Origin of the sequence: Pseudoflavonifractor sp. 60 (assembly GCF_009911645.1) — a bacterium.
Classification (GTDB): Bacteria; Bacillota; Clostridia; order Oscillospirales; family Oscillospiraceae; genus Lawsonibacter.
Genome location: NZ_QWKI01000002.1, coordinates 1 through 274, shown reverse-complemented (window position 1 = coordinate 274; position 274 = coordinate 1). Strand labels below are relative to the sequence as shown.

At 62.0% G+C, this 274-nt stretch carries 1 protein-coding gene; it reads left to right on the top strand.

The genetic code is table 11. The annotated features are described in order from the left end of the window. Positions 1-139 (top strand): flagellin (locus tag D1646_RS00790; protein ID WP_279279901.1); only part of this gene is annotated, 139 nt, incomplete at its 5' end. Positions 140-274 lie beyond the last annotated feature (135 nt).

Below are 274 nucleotides of genomic sequence, written 5' to 3'. Positions count from 1 at the left end.
CGAGTCCACCATCCGCGACACCGACGTGGCCGAGGAAATGATGAAGTACGTCAAGAACAACATTCTGGTGCAGTCTGCCCAGGCCATGCTGGCCCAGGCCAACCAGCTGCCCCAGGGCGTGCTCCAGCTGCTGGGCTAAGCCTACAGCCGGACGCAGGGAAAATGCACAAGGGGGCGGGCTTCGGCCCGCCCCTTGCTTTGTATCCGGCGAAATAGGATAAGGCCCTTATCCCAAAGGGGGCAAGCGGCTGCGCCGCTTGTTTGGCCCTGCTTT